We start from the raw sequence: 18128 nt of genomic DNA, 5'->3' as shown, positions 1-18128 counted from the left end.
CCCCTAGCCTTCGGGCATGGCTACCGACCGACTCATCCGCCTGTTCACCGACGAGAACCGGGTGCGGGTCTTCGCCGCGGTCGCGCTGGGGGCCGGTACCCCGGAGGAGGTCGCCCGGGCGGCCGGAGTACCCGCGAAGGAAACGGCCCTGGCCCTGCTGAAGCTGCGCGAGCAGGGGGCGGTGACGGCGACGGGCGGCGACGGGGACGAGGACGGGCCTCGGCTGGTCGTCGCCTACGACCTGTTCCGCGAGTACGCACGCGCGGACCGGGAGAAGGCGACCCGGTCCGCCGGGACTCCGGGGTCGGGAGACGAGAACACCGACACCGACCAACTCCTCCGGACCTTCGTACGGGACGGCCGACTCGTACGCCTGCCGGCGCAGTGGACCCGTAAGAAGCGGGTACTGCAGCACATCGCCGAGCAGACCTTCGAACCGGGCGTCGAGTACCCGGAACGGACGGTCAACGAGAAACTCCGTGCCTGGTGCGAGGAGGGCGAGACCGACCATGTGACGCTCCGGCGCTACCTGGTGGACTTGCAGCATCTGCGACGGAGCGAGGGGATTTACCGGCGGGTGGCCTGAACATCGCACGACGCGGGTGGGCTGCAGCCACCCGCCCGGAGTATCCGCCGGTACATGCTTGCTCTGACTGCGTACCGCTCGTACCACGGCGCAACGACCGTGTGGGCCTTCGTCATCGCCATCCTCATCGTGCTGGTGGCCGGTTGGTACATCCGACGCCGAAGGTAGGCACGACACGGTGACGACGGGGGCGAACCCGCTCTGAACAGCAAAAACGCCCTCCCGAAGGAGAGCTGAGAAAAGGGCGCCCCCGGCAGGACTCGAACCTGCGGCCAAGCGCTTAGAAGGCGCCTGCTCTATCCACTGAGCTACGGGGGCCGGTGTGGTGGCCTCGTGTCTGGTGCCCGGGTGTGGGCTGATCCGTGACGTTGCCGGGGACAAGGATAGGGCTCCCGGATCCATGTCCCTGTTGCTTCGCCTCCGTGGCTCGATGTGGAGGTTCGGTGAAGCGGTCCTGATAATCGCAGGCAGGTACGAATCGTGCATCGCTTTTGGCGTCTCGCGCCACGGGTGTTGTGTACTCGTTATGCCTGGACTATGCCGTTGTCCCGGTCACCCCTTCCGTCCCTTGTGTCCTGTCGGCGCGCAGACATGCTCATATGCTTCAGAAATCCCCTAAAATTGGGCATTCTTCGCATGTGGTGACCTTGGACGTACGGCCTCAGCTGCTCGACGCACTCTCCGCCCTGCGCGACCGTGTCGCCGCCGCACGCTTCCCGCTGCCCCTCCCAGGGGCTCCACGCGCGCGTGCCAACCGCGACGAACTGCTCGCCCAGCTCGACGACTACTTGGTGCCCCGGTTGAGGCAACCCGAAGCTCCCCTGCTCGCCGTGGTGGGGGGTTCGACCGGCGCCGGGAAGTCGACCCTCGTCAACTCCCTTGTGGGACGCCGGGTCAGCGAGGCCGGCGTGCTGCGACCCACGACCCGCACCCCGGTACTCGTGTGCCATCCGGAGGACCATCACTGGTTCAGCGGCATGCGGGTCCTGCCCGACCTCACGCGCGTGTGGGTGCCCCAGCAGGACGGCGGCGACGACCTGTTGCTGCCCGGCGAGGACCCCACGCGCGTGCTGCGCGTCGAGACCGCCGACACCCTCCCGCCCGGCATCGCCCTCCTCGACGCCCCCGACGTCGACTCCCTCGTCGCCGACAACCGCACCCTGGCCGCCGAACTCATCTGCGCGGCCGACATCTGGGTCATGGTGACCACCGCCGCGCGGTACGCCGACGCCGTCCCCTGGCATCTGCTGCGCACCGCCAAGGAGTACGACGCCACCCTCGTCACCGTCCTCGACCGGGTGCCCCACCAGGTCGTCTCCGAGGTGTCGCGCCAGTACGCCGCGCTGCTCACCAAGGCGGGACTCGGCGACGTACCCCGCTTCACCGTGCCCGAGCTGCCCGAGTCGGCCTGGGGCGGCGGACTGCTTCCCGCCACCGCCGTCGCGCCGCTCAGGACCTGGCTCCTGCACCAGGCCCAGGACCCCGCCTCCCGGCAGCACGCCCTCGCGCGCACCGCGCACGGCGTCCTCGACTCCCTCAAGTCCCGCATGCCCGAGCTGGCCGGCGCCGCCGCCGCCCAGTACGCCGCCGCTCTGCGGCTCACCGCCGCCGTCGACGGGGCGTACGACAGCGAGTACGCGCGCGTGCGGGGGCGGCTGCAGGCGGGGGCCGTGCTGGCCGGGGACGCCTTGAAGCGGTGGCGGGCCTTTCCGCTCGACTGCACCGCCGGAGAACTCCTCGAAGCGCTCATGGAGAGCCTCGCCGCGCTCCTGCTGTGCGCCGTCACCGCCGCCGACGAACGCGTCGACGAGGCCTGGCGGCGCGAACCCGCTGCGGGCGCCCCGGAACTCACCGGCCGCGACCCTGCACTGGAGACCCCCGAGCACCGGATCGGGCTCGCCGTACGGCGCTGGCGGCGCGAGCTCGAGGAGTACGCAGAGGAAGAGGTGCGCGACCTGGAGCGGAGCGTCGCGCCCGACCCCGAGGTGATCGCCGCCCTCGTCGCCACCGTTCTGCTCGGCGGCCGTCGCGCGCGGACCGCCGGTGAGGGCCTCGCCGAGCGCCTCGGCGCCCACGGCGCGCTGCGGTTGCGCGACCGGGGCGGGCGGTTGCTCAGCGAGTGCCTGGACCGGGTCGTGCACGCCGAGCGCGAGCGCCGTCTCGCGCCGCTCGACGCGCTCGACGTACACCCCGAACCCCAGGCCGAACTCATTGCCGCGCTGTCCGTACTGCAGAAGGAGAGGTGACCGGTGACCGCCGTCACTGACCAGGACCACACCGATCACACCGATCACACCGATCGCACCACTCAACCTGCTGATCACGCCGAGGAGACCGTTTCCGGGGGCGGGAGTGGGGGCGGGGACGGGGACGGGAGTGAGCGCGGGGACGACGGCGGGGTGCCGGTGGAGGACCCCGCCGTGGAAGCCGTGGAAGCCGTGGACGCCGTGGACGTCGTAGAGACGGAAGATGTCGTGGAAGCTGTGGAGGCCGAGGAAGACGGCAGGGGCGACTCCTGTGGTCGTACGGACTCCTCCGGGGCCTGGGACGACGGGCTGATCGCGCGGCGGGTGAACGAGAGCGCCGGGGGTGCGCCCGTCGCCGTCGTGGAGGCGCGGGGGGCCGGGGCGCCGGTGGCCGCTCCCTTGGCGTACGACGGGGCGCTGCGGTCGCGGCTCGACGCGCTGCGGGAGCTCGTGGGGCTCTCCCGTACCCGGCTCGACAGCCGGACGCTCTCCGAGGCGGGCCGGGTGCTCGACGAGGCGGCCGCGCGGCGCAAGCTGTCCGGGCAGCACACCGTCGTCGCCATCGCGGGCGCGACCGGCAGCGGCAAGTCACAGCTGTTCAACACGCTGGCCGGGGTGACCATCTCGGAGACGGGCGTACGACGGCCGACCACCGCCGCGCCCATCGCGTGCAGCTGGAGCGACGGTTCGGCCTCGCTCATCGAGCGGCTCGGCATTCCGCCGCGGCTGCGGCGGCGGCCCCTGCAGAGCGCCGAGTCGGAGGCACAGTTGCGCGGGCTGGTCCTCGTCGACCTGCCCGATCACGACTCGGCGGCCGTGCAGCACCGTGAGCAGGTCGACCGTGTGCTGGCGCTGGTCGATGCCGTCATCTGGGTCGTCGATCCCGAGAAGTACGCGGACGCGGTCCTGCACGAGCGCTATCTGCGGCCCATGGCGGGTCACGCGGAGGTCATGTTCGTCGTCCTCAACCAGATCGACCGGCTGCCCGGCGAGGCCACCGAGCAGGTCCTCGACGACCTGCGGCGGCTCCTCGACGAGGACGGGATCGCGCTCGGGGAGTACGGCGAGCCGGGCGCGACCGTGCTCGCGCTGTCCGCGCTCACCGGCGACGGCGTGGGGGAACTGAGGGAGGCGCTCGGGCAGTTCGTGGCCGAGCGGGGCGCTCCCGCGCGGCGGATCTCCGCCGACGTGGACGCCGCCGCGTGGCGGCTGCGGCCCGTGTACGCGACCGGGCGGCGGACCGGGCTGAGCGAGGAGGCGCGGGACGAGTTCGCCGTACGGCTCGCCGACGCGGTCGGCGCGACGGCGGCGGGCGAGGCGGCCGAGCGGGCCTGGCTGCGCAACGCCAACCGCGCGTGCGGGACGCCGTGGCTGCGGCTGTGGCGGTGGTACCAGGACCGGCTCGAACCGGTCACCGGGCGGCTGCCGTTGCGCGCGCAGGCCGAGGAGGAGGCGACCGCGCGGCAGCGCGTCGAGCAGGCGGTGCGGACCGTCGCCGACCGGGCCTCCGCCGGGCTGCCCGCGCCGTGGGCGCAGGCGGTGCGGGAGGCGGCCGTACGGGGCTCGCAGGGGCTGCCCGAGGCGCTGGACGAGCTGGCGGCGCGGGCCGGACTGCCGCCGGGGCGGCCGCCGCGGCCGGGGTGGTGGCCCGCGGCCGTGCTCGCGCAGGCGTCCATGACGCTGCTTCAGGTCGTGGGCGGGCTGTGGCTGGTCGGGCAGATCGTCGGGTTCATGGCGCCGAACCTCGGAGTGCCGGTGCTGCTGATGGTGGCCGGGATCATCGGCGGTCCGTTGGTGGAGTGGAGCTGCCGGATCGCGGCGCGGGGGCCGGCGCGGCGGTACGGCATGGAGGCGGAGCGGCGGCTTCGGGAGGCGGCGGCCGGGTGCGGACGGGCCCGGGTGCTGGATCCGGTGGCGGCGGAGTTGCTGCGGTATCGGGAGGTTCGGGAGCAGTACGGGAGGGTTTTGGGGGTGGAGGCTGGGGTGCGGTGAGTCGAGGAGAGGGGGGAGGGGCAGGGGAGAGGGGAGAGGGGGGAGGGGGGAGGGGCGGTGAGCCTGGGGGCCCGGTTCCCGACGGGAGCCCTGGGGCCCGGTTCCCGAGGGTGGAGCCCTGGGCCCGGTTCCCGAGGGTGGGTCGTTCGTTTGGGTGGTGGGGTTTTCCACAGGTGGGCGGTGGTCCACAGCGCTCAGCGGGCTCGGCTCGGCGGAGGCAGTCTGGCTCCACGGCGATCGCGGCGGACGCGGTCGACGGGACAGGGACGGACACAGCAGCCGTACGGGACGGGCCCGTACGCGTGTCCGTCGTCCGCTATCCGCCCGGTACGGAGGGCCGGCCGGGCGAGGGAGGGGTTCGAGATGAACGAGACGATCGTGTGCGTGGTCGGCAACGTGGCGACGCAGCCGGTGTACCGGGAGCTGGCGGCCGGGCCGTCGGCGCGGTTCCGGCTGGCGGTGACCCAACGCTACTGGGACCGCGAGAAGAGCGCGTGGACGGACGGGCACACCAACTTCTTCACCGTGTGGGCCAACCGGCAGCTCGCCACGAACGCGGCGGCCTCGCTGAACGTGGGCGACCCGGTGGTGGTCCAGGGCCGGCTGAAGGTCCGGTCGGACGTGCGCGAGGGGCAGAACTGGACCTCGGCCGACATCGACGCGGTGGCCATCGGGCACGACCTGGCGCGCGGGACGGCCATGTTCCGGCGCGGGCAGAAACCGGACGCGGGCGGGGCTGACACGACCGCCGCGCAGCCGGAGCCGAACTGGGAGACGCCCGTCGGTGACGGTGCCGGCCAACAGGAGCCGGAACCAGTCGCGGTGACGTGACCTCAGCCGGCTGTGCTGGACGGCGACTTGTGCCGTGCCGTGCCGAAGTCGAAGTGCGGCTTATCGGCGAATGCTCCCTGAACCAGCCGGGTGGATTTGTCGATAAGCCCTGCTCGCAAGTGATCTTGGCGATAACGATTCCGAGTCGGATCGGCCGTGCGACCGCATCACCGGGAACCGTGGTGCGCCGCTTCCTTAGGATGCCGGACGTGGCTCTCGGGGCTTCTGATTCTGCTGGTGGGACCGTTCCCCCCACGTCAACGGGTCCTGCCTGAAGGGGAATTCTGTGTTTTCTTCGCTCTCTGCGCCCAGCACGCGGCGGTCGGCACGCGGACGAGGGGTGGCCCGGCTCATCGCCGGGACGCTGATGTCCGGGCTCGTCGCGGCCGGTGTGCTGGCCGGTGCCGGCACGGCCGCCGCCGCCGGTGACGGTGCGGCGCAGATCCAGGGCGGGGCGACCGCGACCATAGGCGGCCTGAAGACGTACGGCACGGCTGTCATACACGACGACTCCGGGGACATGGAGGTCTCGGCGGGCCTGTTCGAGATGTCCGTCGAGGGCGGCGGCATGCTCCAGACGTACTGCGTCGACCTCTACAACCCGACCCAGCGGGACGCCAAGTACCACGAGACGCCCTGGAGCGGCACCTCGCTGGGCACCAACCGGGACGCCGGCAAGATCCGTTGGATCCTGCAGAACTCCTATCCGCAGGTGAACGACCTCGCGGCGCTCGCCGCGAAGGCGGGCATCGGCAGCGGCCTCTCCGAGCAGGACGCGGCGGCCGGCACCCAGGTGGCCATCTGGCGCTACTCGGACGGCGCGGACGTCGACGCCGCCGACCCGCAGGCCGAGAAACTCGCCGACTACCTCCATGACAACGCCCGCGCGCTGGCGGAGCCCGCGGCCTCGCTGACGCTCTCGCCGGCTGCGGTCTCCGGCCGCTCCGGCGGGCTCCTCGGGCCGGTGACGGTGCACACCGACGCGGACAGTGTGACGGTGACGCCTCCGGCGGACGCCGTCACCAGCGGGGTGCGGATCGTCGGCAAGAACGGCATGGACCTCACGTCCGCGAAGAACGGCAGCCAGATCTTCTTCGAGATCCCCGAGGGCGCGGCGGCCGGCTCGGCCGAGGTGGCCGTGCAGGCCTCCACGACCGTGCCGGTGGGGCGTGCCTTCACCTCCGAGAGCAGGAGCCAGACGCAGATCCTGGCCGGCTCCAGCGAGTCGACGGTGTCCGCGACGGCGAGCGCGACCTGGGCCGACAAGGGTGCGATACCGGCCCTCTCCGCGGTGAAGAACTGCGCCGAGGGCGGCATCGACATCACCGCGGCCAACGAGGGCGACCAGCCGTTCACCTTCGAGCTGCTGGGCCTGGAACACACCGTCCCAGCGGGCGAGTCACGGACGGTGACGATCCCGCTCCAGGAGGACCAGGCGTACGACTTCGCGATCACCGGCCCCGCCGGGCTGGACAAGCGCTTCACCGGCGTCCTCGACTGCCAGACCCAGGGCAACGAGACCGGTGACACCGCCCAGACCCTCAGCGAGCCGAGCCCGCTCACGGTGGGCGGCACCTCGGCCGGCACCAACCTCGCCGAGACCGGCGCGTCCAGCGTGACGCCGGTGATCACGGGCGTGGCGGTGGCGCTGGTGGTGATCGGCGGGGCGGCGCTGGTGCTGGTGCAGCGGCGGCGGACGCAGGACTGAGCGGGGTCGGAGAGGCTGAGAGAAACCCCAGGTCACAGCCCCCCGACCAAACGGGTTACCACCCGAGGGTGGACCTCAGGCAAGATGGGGTGTATCTGCCCACTGCCAGATTTCAAGCTGCCGGACGGTTTCTCTTGGCTGAGTACATCTACACCATGCGCAAGACGCGCAAGGCAATCGGCGACAAGGTCATCCTTGACGACGTATCGCTGAACTTCCTGCCCGGCGCGAAGATCGGTGTGGTCGGCCCGAACGGTGCCGGTAAGTCGACCATTCTGAAGATCATGGCGGGGCTGGAGCAGCCCTCGAACGGTGACGCGTTCCTGTCGCCCGGGTACACCGTCGGCATCCTGCTCCAGGAGCCGCCGCTCAGCGAGGACAAGACCGTCCTGGAGAACGTCCAGGAGGGTGTCGCCGAGGTCAAGGGCAAGCTCGATCGGTTCAATGAGATCGCCGAGCTGATGGCGACCGACTACTCCGACGCGCTGCTCGATGAGATGGGCAAGCTGCAGGAGGAGCTCGACCACGCCAACGCGTGGGACCTCGACGCTCAGCTGGAGCAGGCCATGGACGCGCTGGGCTGCCCGCCCGGTGACTGGCCGGTCACCAACCTCTCCGGTGGTGAGCGGCGACGCGTGGCGCTGTGCAAGCTGCTGCTGGAGGCCCCCGACCTGCTGCTGCTCGACGAGCCGACCAACCACCTCGACGCCGAGTCGGTGAACTGGCTGGAGCAGCACCTCGCGAAGTACGACGGCACCATCGTCGCCGTCACCCACGACCGGTACTTCCTGGACAACGTCGCCGGCTGGATCTGCGAGGTCGACCGCGGCCGGCTGCACGGCTACGAGGGCAACTACTCCAAGTACCTCGAGACCAAGCAGACCCGTCTCAAGGTCGAGGGGCAGAAGGACGCCAAGCGGGCGAAGAGGCTCAAGGAAGAGCTCGAGTGGGTGCGGTCCAACGCCAAGGGGCGTCAGGCCAAGTCCAAGGCCCGTCTCGCGCGGTACGAGGAGATGGCCGCCGAGGCCGACAAGATGCGGAAGCTGGACTTCGAGGAGATCCAGATCCCGCCGGGCCCGCGCCTGGGCAGCATCGTCGTCGAGGTCAACAACCTCAGCAAGGGCTTCGGCGACAAGCTCCTCATCGACGACCTGAGCTTCACGCTGCCGCGTAACGGGATCGTCGGTGTCATCGGCCCCAACGGTGCCGGCAAGACCACGCTCTTCAAGATGATCCAGGGTCTGGAGACCCCGGACTCCGGCTCCATCAAGGTCGGCGAGACCGTCAAGATCTCGTACGTCGACCAGAGCCGCGAGAACATCGACCCGAAGAAGACCCTGTGGGCCGTCGTCAGCGACGAGCTGGACTACATCAACGTGGGTCAGGTGGAGATGCCCTCGCGGGCCTACGTCTCCGCCTTCGGCTTCAAGGGGCCGGACCAGCAGAAGCCCGCCGGGGTGCTCTCCGGTGGTGAGCGCAACCGTCTCAACCTCGCGCTCACCCTCAAGCAGGGCGGCAACCTGCTGCTCCTCGACGAGCCGACCAACGACCTTGACGTCGAGACCCTCGGCTCGCTGGAGAACGCGCTGCTGGAGTTCCCGGGCGCGGCCGTGGTCGTCTCCCACGACCGGTGGTTCCTGGACCGGGTGGCCACGCACATCCTCGCCTACGAGGGTGACTCCAAGTGGTTCTGGTTCGAGGGCAACTTCGAGTCGTACGAGAAGAACAAGATCGAGCGGCTCGGGCCGGACGCCGCGCGTCCGCACCGCGCCACCTACAAGAAGCTGACCCGGGGCTGATCGGTCTTGCGGCACCTCTACCGCTGCCCGCTGCGCTGGGCGGACATGGACGCGTACGGCCACGTCAACAACGTGGTCTTCCTCCGCTACCTGGAGGAAGCCCGTATCGACTTCCTGTTCCGCCCGGAGAAGGACTTCAAGCAGGGGTCCGTGGTGGCGCGCCATGAGATCGACTACAAGCGGCAGCTCGTCCACCGGCACACGCCCGTGGACATCGAGCTGTGGGTCACGGAGATAAGGGCGGCGTCCTTCACCATCGCCTACGAGGTGAAGGACGACGACCTGGTGTACGTGCGGGCCTCGACGGTCATCGTGCCGTTCGACTTCGAGGCCCAGCGGCCGCGCCGGATCACCTCCGAGGAGCGGGAGTTCCTGGAGGGATACCGGGACGACGACGAGGAGGAGGCCGTCGCCGCATGACGGTGCTCCACCTGGCCGACGAGGGGGAGGCGGCGGATCTCGCGGCCTTCCTCTCCCGTCTGCTGCATTACGACCGCGGGGCCGCCGTGCGGCTCCAGGCCGCCGGGACCGCGCTCGCCGTGTTCGGGCGGCCGCCGTCCTTCGAGGTGCTGGCGATCCGCGCGGTGCGGCTGGCCAAGCCGTACGAGGACGGGCTCGACGTCACGCTCGATGTGACCGTGTCGGCGGGGGAGTTGCTGGAGTCCGTCGACGAGCACGCCGCCACGGCCGGGGTGCCGGTGGCGGTGACCGGGCCGCCGTGGGCGGGAGTGCTGCCGCCGCGTGGTGGGTGGCAGGTCGTCGCCGGGCTGCCCGCGCCTGAGGCCCTGCGGGGCATGGTGGGCGCCGGGGTCGCCGAATTCCGGGCGCGTACGCAGGAGTTGGCGCCGGAGAGTCGTACCCGTGCCGAACTCGACCGGGTCGGGCGGGAGATCTGGTCCCGGACCGTCGGGGAGACGGAGTTGCCGGTGCGGGCCGTGCATGCCGCGCAGTCGCTCGGATTCCTGCGCGGTGACGGGGAGTTGGCGCTGCTGTCGTGCGGTGCATGGCTGCGGCTGCGTACGCCGTACGGGTCGATCGCCGTGCGGCGGGCGGGGCTCGGGGCGTTGGGCGTCAGCGTGCGCTGACAGGGCGGCTGCCTGCGGTTCGGGTGTGGGCGCGGTCAGTCGTGGTCGCTGTCGTCCGGCCAGACGCCGATGTGGTCCGGCTCCAGTTCCAGGGCCACGCGGTCGCGCATGCCCAGGGCCTCGGTGTACTCGGCGGGGAGTTGGAGGCGGCCGGCGCGGTCGAGCATGGCGTACTCGCGGGCCACGACCGTCTCATGGCCGGTCGTCGCGTCGACCTCGCTGCGTCGCAGGACCTCCGTGGAGGTGCGGCCGTCCCTGATGGCGACCGTGCGGCGGACCTCGTCGGCCACGGTCTGGTCGTGGGTGACGATCACGATGGTCGTGCCGAGTTGTTCGTTCGCGGTGCGGAACGCGGCGAAGATCTGTTCCGCGGTCTGGGAGTCGAGTTCGCCGGTGGGTTCGTCGGCGAGGAGGACCGCGGGGGCGTTGGCGAGGGCTACGGCTATCGCGACGCGTTGTTGCTGGCCGCCGGACATCTGGTGGGGGTGGCGGTCTCGGCAGTCCGCGATGCCGAGCAACTCCAGTAGTTCCAGGGCGCGTTCGGATTTCGCCTTGCGTGTGGTGCGGGTGGCGGAGAGCTGCATCGGGAGGGTGATGTTCTGGGCCGCGGTGAGGTAGGGGAGCAGGTTGCGGGAGGTCTGCTGCCAGACGAAGCCGACGGTTTTGCGGCGGTAGGCGAGGCGGTCCTTCGCGGTCATGGTGAGGAGGTCGTGGCCGGCGACGCGGGCCGCGCCGGCGGTGGGGGTGTCCAGGCCGGCGAGGATGTTCATGAGGGTGGACTTGCCGCTGCCGGACGCGCCTACCAGGGCCATGAGTTCGCCCTCGCGGACCAGGAGGTCGAGGCCTTGGAGGGCTTGGACCTCTATGCCGTCCGTGGTGAAGATGCGGACCAGGCGGTCGCAGGTGATGAGGGCGTCGTGGCCGTAGGTGGGGGTGTTGCGGGCGGCGGTGGCCTTGGTGGTCAGGTCGGCGAGGGTGGGGTTGGTGGTCACTGGGGGCTCCTCGGGTCGCTGGCCGGGGTGGGGGCTGGGCGGGGGTGGGTTTCACTTGCCCGCGCTGGCGGGGTGCCGCTGCGCCCACCCGTGCCGCCCCAGCGGCACGGGTGGGCGCAGCTACGGTGGCAGGTGGAGGGTTGCCTGCGGCGTCGTCGTGGCTGGTCGCGCCCACGCGGTGGAGCCGCATATCTCGCAGCCCCGCGCCCCTTGAGGGCGTTGCCGAACCGTACGTCAGTGGTCATCGTGTGTCCCCCGCCCGTAGTTCCGTCACCGACCCCCGTCTCCCCGACCACCACGCCTGGACCCCCGCCACTCCCACCGTCACCAGCACCACCGCGGTTGCCGGGATGGCCAAGGACGCGGGGGACGTGCGGAGTTCTGCGGCGGGCCCTGTCGAGGGGGGTGTGGACAGGGCGATCGTCGTCAGGTCGATGCCCGGGGACAGGAGGTGGACCGTTGCCCAACCCGTCAGGATGCCGCCCGTTGCCGCCAGGAGCGCCTGGGGCAGGGACTCCAGGATCAGGAGACGGCGGCCCTGGGTGCGGGTGAGGCCCATGGTGCGGAGGCGGGCCAGGAGGGCCGTGCGTTCGGGGGCGGCGCGCAGGAGGGAGAGGAGGAGGGCGAGGACCGCGTAACCGGCGCCCGCCGCCACCGCTGCCGTGTAGATGTCCTCGGCGCCGGACTGGAGGGGTGAGTTGACGTACCGCGCCCGCTCCTCGGATCGCGTCTGGACGTGGCCGGCGTCGGCCGCCGCCTTGCGCAGGGCCGTGCCGGAGACACCCCCGCCCGTCAGCAGCAGCGTTGTGGGGCGGGCCGCCTGGCCGCTTAGGCCTGACCTGTCCACCACCAGGAACTCCGAGCCGTTCACCGCCGGGGTCCGGTCCCGTACGAGCGTGATGCGGACGGTGATCGTCGTCGTGCCGTCTTCCAGGAGGACGGGGAAGGGGCGGGTGCCGTACGCCTTCGCGACGGAGGGTGAGGCCAGGGCGGGGAGGGTGCCGTTGGCGCGGGTGCTGGTCAACTCGCGTGCGGTGTACGGGCCCAGGTCCGTTCTTGTCGCCAGCCTCGCGTATTCGGCCGGCTCCACGCCCACCAAGGGCACCGACACGCTGCCGTCCGTCGGCTTCGCCCGGTACGCGATGCTCACCTCGGTCAGGGCGGCCACGCCGGGCGCGTGGCGGAGCCGGTCCGCGAGGCCGGACGGCAGCGGTCCGTCCGCGTCGACGCGGGCGTCCGCTCCCACCGCCAGCAGCGCCGCCTGGTCGCGGGCCGCGGAGACGCCCGTCAGGACCGAGCCGCCGAAGGCCGCCGTGGTCAGGGCGGTCAGCAGGGCCAGCAGGGGGAGGACCGCCGAAGCCGACGTACGGCCCGCGCGGGCCAGGGAGAGGTGGGCCACCGGTCCGCGCAGGCGGCCGGCGGGGCGGGCCAGACCGCGCAGTGGGAAGGGGTAGAGGCGGACCAGGACCAGGGCCGCGATCACGCCCGTCAACACCGGTGCGACGTAGGACAGTTCGTCGCCGGACGACCCTCTCCTGCGCAGGGTCTCCACCGCCGCCACGGCCAGCACGAGCAGCGTCAGCTCCGCCACCGTACGGCGCCGGGACGGTCGTAGCGTCGCCACGTCCTCGCGGCCGGCGTGCACCCGCACGACCCGGTGCGCCGCCGCCGCGCGCAGCGGGAGCGCGGCGCAGGCCACGGCCGTGACGGCGGCGGCCGCGATGACGGCGTACGTCGCTCTGCCCTCGGTGATCGCCAGCACGGCCGCCGTCAGACCGAGGGCGCCGGCCGGTACGGCGACCGTGGCCGTCTCGGCGAGGAGGCGGCCGGCGAGGCCGCGCAGGGACGCGCCGCGGGCCCGCAGCAGGGCGAGTTCGGTGCGGCGGCGGTCGGCGGCGAGGCCCCCCGACATGAGCAGGACGACCGCGGCGACCGTACCGGCGCCGACCGCGGCCACCGCGACCAGCGGGGAGACGCCCTCGCGGAGCCGGGAGTAGGCGGTCAGGACCTCGCTCAGATCGGTGTCCGTGTCCATGAGGCCGCCGGTGACCGAGCGGGCCTGCTGGAGGGCCGGGCCGGACTCCAGGGAGGCGACGGCGGTTTTGAGGCGCCCCACGTCGTAGGCGTGCAGGGACCCCATCGCGGGCGCCAACTGCCAGTAGCGCCACGGGTTTCCGGGCGTGCCCAGCATCGCGGGCGCCGATTCGGGGGCGAGCAGCAGGGCGCCGAGCCAGTACTTGTCGGCGTCCGAGCTCGGACCCGGCATCCGGATCAGGGCGGGCTTGCGCAGGAGCGGCTGACCGGACCAGAAGGCGCCGTACGGGTCGCGCGGGGTGACGATGCCGGTGACCCGTACGGCCAGCGGGGCGCGCGACGCGCCGGGTACGTGGATGACCGAACCGACCTTGATGTGCAGGGACTCGGCGGTCGCGGCGCTGACCGCGGCCTCCACCTCCGGCGTCGTCGCGTCGGCCGGGGCGGCGGGCCCGCGCGGCAGCCGGCCCTCGACCGAGCGGACGTGGTCGGCGAGGCCCTGCTGGGCGACCAGGGTGACCTGCGCGGGCGTCCCGGTCGGCCGCGGCAGCCAGGGGTCGGGCACCTCCATGTTGGTGGAGGTGCGCACGCCGTACGTCGACTGGTGGCGGTCGGCGACGAGCGGCTTCTCGACCGTGGCCAGGATCTTCTGGTACTGCTCGCCCAGGGTGGCGGGGCGCAGGTCCTGTTCGGAGACGATGCCGTACTCGGGCTGGGCGTACAGCTGGATCGAGGTGCGGTCGGCGCCGGCCCGCTCGACGGCCCGGTGCAGGCCCGCGTCCGCGTACCGGTCCAGGGCCAGGGGCAGCGCGGCGGCGAGGGAGGCGGTCAGCGCCACCAACAGCGCGAGGGCGAGGGCCGCGCCGGGGGCGGTGCGCAGCCGGGTACGGATCCAAGGGGCCACGGCCGACGTCACCGTACCGCCCCCCCTCGCCCAACCGTCACAGACGCCATGTCACTCCCCTCCCTGTTCCCGCAGCGACACCAGTGGATTCGCCCGCCGCAGCGCGAGGACCGCGGTGACGGCCAGCGGTGTCGCCGCGACCGCCGCCAGCAGCAGGGCCACCTGTCCCACCGGCAGTTCCACCAGCGCCTCCGGTACGGGACGGGTCGCGTCGGACGTCAGGAGGGTCAGCGGGATCACCGCCCGGGCCAGGACCGTGCCCAGCGCGGCGCCCACGAGCAGTGCCAGCGTCACCAGGACGCCCTGCTCGACGGCGATCGTGCGGGCCAGCCGACGGCGTGGGGTGCCCAGGGCGCGCAGCACCGCGAACTCGGAGTCCCGCTCCCGCAGCGAGCCCGTCGCGCTGACGGCGAAGCCCAGCGCGGCCAGCGCCGCCGCCACCCCGGCCGCCGCGGTGAACGCCGCCTCCGGGCCCGCCCCGAACGGGTCGTCGCGCAGTTCCCCGGCGATCTCGTCGCGGACGACGACCTGCGCGGGGTCCAGGTCAGGGCGGGCTCGCAGCGCCGCGGCGACCGAGGGCGGCCGGTCCGTCGCCAGCCACCACTCCGTCGGCGTGACGCTCTCGCCGTACTTCGCCTCCAGCACCCGGTTCACGGACCGCAGATCGACCAGCAGCGCCCCGCCGGTCTCGCTCCCCGTCGTCGCCGGCGCCCCGCCGGCCCCGCTCCCCGTCGTGGGCAGCGCCCGGACCGCGGCGACGATCCGCACCGGCAGCGACCGGCCGCCGAACGTCACGTCCACGCGCTGTCCGGCGCGGGCGCCCGCCGAGTCGAGGAAGCGGTCGGTGGCGACGGCGGTGATCTGCGGTACCGCGGGCTGCTTGGCCAGGAGGCGGACCGTCAGCGAGGCCAGGGTCCAGGTGTCCTCGCGCGGGACGTAACCGGTGTCGTACGCCACGGCCGACCCGCTCACGCGCGGCGGGGCGGGCGCGTTGCTGCGGTCCGGGAACTCCGAGGTGTTGTCGCTGAGGACGCGGGCCGTCCAGGCGGTGGGCAACTCGACCCGACGCTCCGACCCTTGGGCCGTCACAGCCGTCAACGCGTCCAGCGAGAAACGCTGTTGCTCCGCCCGCCCACGCGGCACCGGCAGTACCAGCTGTACGTCGGTCAGCAGTAACTTCCCCGGCGGTACGGCCAGTTCCAGCGGGTGTGGGCGGCCGTCGGCCGTGAGAGACCCGGCCGGGAGCCGGTACGGGGTGCCGTAGCGGTCCTCCAGGGTGACCGTGACGTCGGCGGCCGTGCCCGGGGTCGAGCCGCGCAGGGTCGCCGTCAGACGCAGGCGGGCGCTGCCCGCGGGGACGGCCGCCCCGGCCGACGCCCGCTTCGGGCCGAGCCCGGCCAGCAGCGGGCGTACCGGCTCGGACGACAGGTCCCGGCGCAGCAGTACCGAGTCCGCCGCGTGCGCGGTGTCCAGGGCCAGCACCGTCGCCGAACGGCCGCCGGACAGGGGCAGTTCGGTACGGACCGCCGGCGCGGCCTCGCGTACGTGGGGGACGGCGGCGTAGGCGTCGGTGCGGCCGAGGTCGTCCTCGCCGTTGGCCAGCACCCGCACCGGCACGCCCGCGCGGAAGTCGGCCTGGTCGTCCTGCGAACGGTCGAAGGAGGCGCCCTGCCCGATCGCCAGCACACCCAGCGCGACGGCGAGCACCAGCAGCAGCACCGGCCCCGCGCCCCGCATCGGACGCCGCCCGATCTGCCAGCCCGCGAGGGCCGCGGCGAGTCCCCGTCCGGCGGCGGCCCGGCGTTCGGCGAGCCGGGCCAGCGGCGGCAGCAGCCGCAGCGTGAGGACCGTACCGGCGAGCAGCGCGAGGGCGGGGGCGGCGACCAGCAGCGGGTCGACGCCCAGGGTGCCCGAGGTGTCGCCGGTCACCGCGCCCGTCGTCTGCCGGCCCAGCTGCCAGTACGCCACCCCGGCCACCACCAGCAGCCCCACGTCCGCGCCCGAGCGCAGCGCCGACGGCAGCGCACGGGCCCGACCGGTCGCGAAGGACGACGTCAGCACGGGCAGCGTCACCGCCAGCGCGCAGCCCAGCGCCACAGCCGCCGCCACCAGCCACACCGTGAACGACCCGGCCGTCGGCACATGCAGCTCCAGACCGATCCGGGACAGCGCGCCCTGCCCGGCCAGCAGCCGGGTCAGCGGTCCCGCCAGCAGCGGCGCGCACGCCACCGCGGGCACCGCGAGCAGCAGCGCCTCCAGCGCGGCGAGCCCCGCGACCCGCGGCCGGGAGGCGCCGCGCGCCCTGAGCAGCCGGGTCTCGCCCGTACGCTCGGCGCTCAGCAGCCGGGCCACCAGCAGCAGCGCACAGCCCGCGAGGAGCACGAGCTGGAGCGCGATGATCAGCAGGGTGGAGCGGGAGACCAGCAGCGAACGGTCGACGCGGTCGAGGACGGCCGGCAGATCGGTGTGCGCGGCCGTGGTGCCGCTGAGCGCGGCCTCGCCGCGCAGCGCCGCGCTGCCGTCGCGGGCCGCCTCGCGCAGGGCGCCGATCCGGCCGGTCGTCAGGGTCGAGAAGTCGGCGGTCGCGAGCCACGCCGAGGGCCCGGCGCTGACCTTGCCGCCGGTCAGGGCCTCGGGGGCGGCGAGCAGGGGGCCGTACGTCGTGAAGTCGACCTTGTTGACGCCGCGGCCGTGGAGATCGTCCAGGAGCTGCCAGTACGGGGTGTCCGGGTGGGCGGGACGGTAGAGGCCGACGACGTGGATCTTCACCTTCGGGCCGCCGAGGCGGTCGACGAGGGTGAGGCGGGCGCCCGGCTTCAGCTTCAGCAGCCGGGCGGCGCTCTGCGGCAGCGCCACCTCACCGGCGGCGGCCGGTGCGTGGCCGTCCGTGATCCGCACCTGGGAGGGGTCCAGGGCCGCGAAGTGGGTGAGATCCGGGTCCCCGGACCGCTCGGCGGGCGGCCGGAGCGAGCGGGGCAGCGCGTACGGGCCCGACTTCAGCAGGGTCCGCACGGTGACCGGCAGCCCGTCGAACGTCGTACGGGCGCCTTCGCGTACGGCGGTGTCGGCGGCCTTGCGGGACGCGGCCGGGACGTCGGCCTTGACGACCAGGGCGGCGTCGGCGGCGTTGCGGGAGTCCGCGAGCGAGTGGCGCAGGGCGGCGTCGCCGATCGCGCCCGCGTACGCGGCGAGCGTGGCCAGGACCGCCGTCGTCAGCAGAACGGTCAGCAGCGCGGCGGCGAGCAGGGGGCGATGCGCCCGCGCCCGCTGAACGACGAACCTCGCGAACCCCCCGTACCACGCCACCCCGTCACCCGACCCCCGTCGTGACCGTCATCCCCACCGCGGTCCGACGTGTTGTCCAGACCTCCGGGCGATGCTGTCAGAGGGGAGTGGGGCGAGTAAGCGGTTGTGCGCCGGACTTGACCGGATCGTGATCGGAAATCGGCGTCGTACGACCGGAATTCGGGACTCAGCGCGCGGGTCCCGGAATCAGCCCTCGGTGTTCACCATCGACGCCGCCGCGTACGTCAGGTAGTTCCACAGCGTGTGCTCGTGCTCCTCGGACAGGCCGAGCTCGTCCACGGCCACCCGCATGTGCTTCAGCCACGCGTCGTGCGCCGCCCGGTCCACCTGGAACGGGGCGTGCCGCATCCGCAGCCGGGGGTGGCCGCGGTTCTCGCTGTACGTCGTCGGGCCGCCCCAGTACTGGATGAGGAACAGGGTCAGCCGCTCCTCGGCCGGGCCCAGGTCCTCCTCGGGGTACATGGGCTTCAGGAGCGGGTCCTCGGCCACACCCTCGTAGAAACGCCGGACCAGGCGGCGGAAGGTCTCCTCCCCGCCGACCTGCTCGTAGAAGGTCTCCGTCTGAAGCGAGCCGCGCCGAATCTCTGTCACCGCTCCATCGTCTCAGACGAGGGGAACCAGGACTTGGGGCTTAGGACCCTTCCG

13 protein-coding genes and 1 tRNA gene are annotated in these 18128 nt (G+C 72.7%); 9 read left to right on the top strand and 5 right to left on the bottom strand.

The window, feature by feature from the left end; genetic code table 11:
* Positions 1–16 precede the first annotated feature (16 nt).
* Positions 17–586, top strand: coding sequence for a DUF2087 domain-containing protein (locus CRP56_RS15185; RefSeq protein ID WP_097264257.1), 570 nt, complete (start codon positions 17–19; stop codon positions 584–586).
* A 54-nt stretch (positions 587–640) separates the two neighbouring features.
* Complete coding sequence (locus CRP56_RS47005; protein WP_107484045.1) at positions 641–754, top strand: LPXTG cell wall anchor domain-containing protein; 114 nt, start codon at positions 641–643, stop codon at positions 752–754.
* A 77-nt stretch (positions 755–831) separates the two neighbouring features.
* On the opposite strand, the gene CRP56_RS15180 is transcribed toward CRP56_RS47005, so the two are convergent.
* Positions 832–904, bottom strand: a tRNA-Arg gene (locus CRP56_RS15180).
* Between the two features lie 320 nt (positions 905–1224).
* Here CRP56_RS15180 and CRP56_RS15175 point away from each other — a divergent pair.
* The 7 genes from CRP56_RS15175 (at position 1225) to CRP56_RS15140 (ending at position 10247) form a co-directional block, all read left to right on the top strand.
* A complete protein-coding gene (locus CRP56_RS15175; RefSeq protein ID WP_097264254.1) occupies positions 1225–2832 on the top strand; it encodes a dynamin family protein in 1608 nt (535 codons plus the stop codon).
* Between the two features lie 3 nt (positions 2833–2835).
* The gene (locus tag CRP56_RS15170) at positions 2836–4824 is read left to right on the top strand and encodes a YfjP family GTPase (protein ID WP_097264252.1); all 1989 of its coding nucleotides are present in this window, start codon (positions 2836–2838) and stop codon (positions 4822–4824) included.
* A gap of 363 nt (positions 4825–5187) precedes the next feature.
* Positions 5188–5655 (top strand): single-stranded DNA-binding protein, encoded by a 468-nt coding sequence (locus tag CRP56_RS15160; protein ID WP_097264249.1) that lies wholly within the window; start codon positions 5188–5190, stop codon positions 5653–5655.
* Between the two features lie 286 nt (positions 5656–5941).
* The gene (locus tag CRP56_RS15155) at positions 5942–7363 is read left to right on the top strand and encodes a Cys-Gln thioester bond-forming surface protein (RefSeq protein ID WP_373559646.1); all 1422 of its coding nucleotides are present in this window, start codon (positions 5942–5944) and stop codon (positions 7361–7363) included.
* 134 nt (positions 7364–7497) lie between these two features.
* Entirely contained in the window at positions 7498–9162 is a 1665-nt protein-coding gene (ettA, locus tag CRP56_RS15150) for an energy-dependent translational throttle protein EttA (RefSeq protein ID WP_097264247.1), read from the top strand.
* 6 nt (positions 9163–9168) lie between these two features.
* Positions 9169–9582: an acyl-CoA thioesterase gene (locus CRP56_RS15145; RefSeq protein WP_097264245.1), complete on the top strand. Its 414-nt coding sequence runs from the start codon at positions 9169–9171 to the stop codon at positions 9580–9582.
* The gene (locus CRP56_RS15140) at positions 9579–10247 is read left to right on the top strand and encodes a hypothetical protein (protein WP_097264243.1); all 669 of its coding nucleotides are present in this window, start codon (positions 9579–9581) and stop codon (positions 10245–10247) included. Before CRP56_RS15145 ends, CRP56_RS15140 begins: the two co-directional genes overlap by 4 nt.
* A 35-nt stretch (positions 10248–10282) precedes the next feature.
* On the opposite strand, the gene CRP56_RS15135 is transcribed toward CRP56_RS15140, so the two are convergent.
* The 4 genes from CRP56_RS15135 to CRP56_RS15120 form a co-directional block, all read right to left on the bottom strand.
* A complete protein-coding gene (locus tag CRP56_RS15135; RefSeq protein ID WP_097264240.1) occupies positions 10283–11239 on the bottom strand; it encodes an ABC transporter ATP-binding protein in 957 nt (318 codons plus the stop codon).
* A 241-nt stretch (positions 11240–11480) separates the two neighbouring features.
* Complete coding sequence (locus tag CRP56_RS15130; protein WP_257040788.1) at positions 11481–14177, bottom strand: FtsX-like permease family protein; 2697 nt, start codon at positions 14175–14177, stop codon at positions 11481–11483.
* Positions 14178–14228: 51 nt separating this feature from the next.
* The gene (locus CRP56_RS15125) at positions 14229–17483 is read right to left on the bottom strand and encodes an ABC transporter permease (RefSeq protein WP_097264235.1); all 3255 of its coding nucleotides are present in this window, start codon (positions 17481–17483) and stop codon (positions 14229–14231) included.
* A 186-nt stretch (positions 17484–17669) separates the two neighbouring features.
* Complete coding sequence (locus tag CRP56_RS15120) at positions 17670–18074, bottom strand: globin (protein ID WP_097264233.1); 405 nt, start codon at positions 18072–18074, stop codon at positions 17670–17672.
* Positions 18075–18128: the final 54 nt, after the last annotated feature.

The sequence above is a fragment of the Streptomyces sp. TLI_55 genome (assembly GCF_900206255.1).
Lineage (GTDB): Bacteria > Actinomycetota > Actinomycetes > Streptomycetales > Streptomycetaceae > Streptomyces > Streptomyces aquilus.
Note: the sequence above shows the minus strand (reverse complement) of the source record. Positions and strands in the feature narration are given on the sequence as shown.

Bases quoted from the DNA above. Each gene is read 5' to 3' on its own strand.
- CRP56_RS15160 (WP_097264249.1), top strand. From the start codon at position 5,188: ATGAACGAGACGATCGTGTGCGTGGTCGGCAACGTGGCGACGCAGCCG.
- CRP56_RS15140 (WP_097264243.1), top strand. From the start codon at position 9,579: ATGACGGTGCTCCACCTGGCCGACGAGGGGGAGGCGGCGGATCTCGCG.
- CRP56_RS47005 (WP_107484045.1), top strand. From the start codon at position 641: ATGCTTGCTCTGACTGCGTACCGCTCGTACCACGGCGCAACGACCGTG.
- CRP56_RS15185 (WP_097264257.1), top strand. From the start codon at position 17: ATGGCTACCGACCGACTCATCCGCCTGTTCACCGACGAGAACCGGGTG.